We start from the raw sequence: 769 nt of genomic DNA on the forward strand, positions 1-769 counted from the left end.
CTTAGAGAGTTCACGATTCGACAGAATGTAACCCATCCACAAGCCACCCATACAAATGACGATTGCCACGCCCGTAACCATTTGAGCTTGGCTTGCCATCGCTGCTACTAGTGCGCTTGATAGGCTGCTCACGGTAATTTGCAGGCTGTTTTGCAAACCAGCTGCGGTTGCAGGGCTTTGCTTCGCACTTGCCAATGCACGGTTTACTACGATTGGGTACAATGCACCATTCGCTACCGCAATCAGACAGAAAGGCGCTAGGATTGGCCAGATGGAGGTCAATTCCCACTGCGAAGCTACAAAGATAAGCAACGCGGCAACACTGAATAAACCGATCAACTGACGTAGAATTTTTTCATCACCAAATTTGCGAACACCAACTTTACCTAGGTAACCACCCACCATGAAAGCAATGGTTTGTGGGATAAAGCTCAAACCGATGTCTTTTGCTTCGTAGCCGAGTTGAGACATGATTTCTGGCATACCAGTAAGGTAAGCAAAGAACGCTGCCGAAGCGGTTGCGAACATAAACACGTTACCTAGGTAAGTTTTTGAACCTAGTAACGCTTTAATATCCGCAGACATGCTGGTTTGTTTGATTTCGGCTTGTTCGTTCTTTTGTGCCATGGTGGCAGCAACCAGCACCACGCCAACAAGCGTTAATGCGATAAAAATACTGTGCCAACCAAAGCTATCCGCTAAAACCACACCCAGTTGAGGTGCAAGTGCTGGTGATAGTGCCACCAACGGCATGATGGTTGCAAAAATT

At 47.2% G+C, this 769-nt stretch carries 1 protein-coding gene; it reads right to left on the minus strand.

The features are described from left to right. On the minus strand, positions 1–769 hold a 769-nt coding region (locus tag R7Q11_RS25860; RefSeq protein ID WP_225466961.1), incomplete at both ends, for an MFS transporter.

It is taken from the genome of Vibrio sp. 970 (assembly GCF_033339075.1).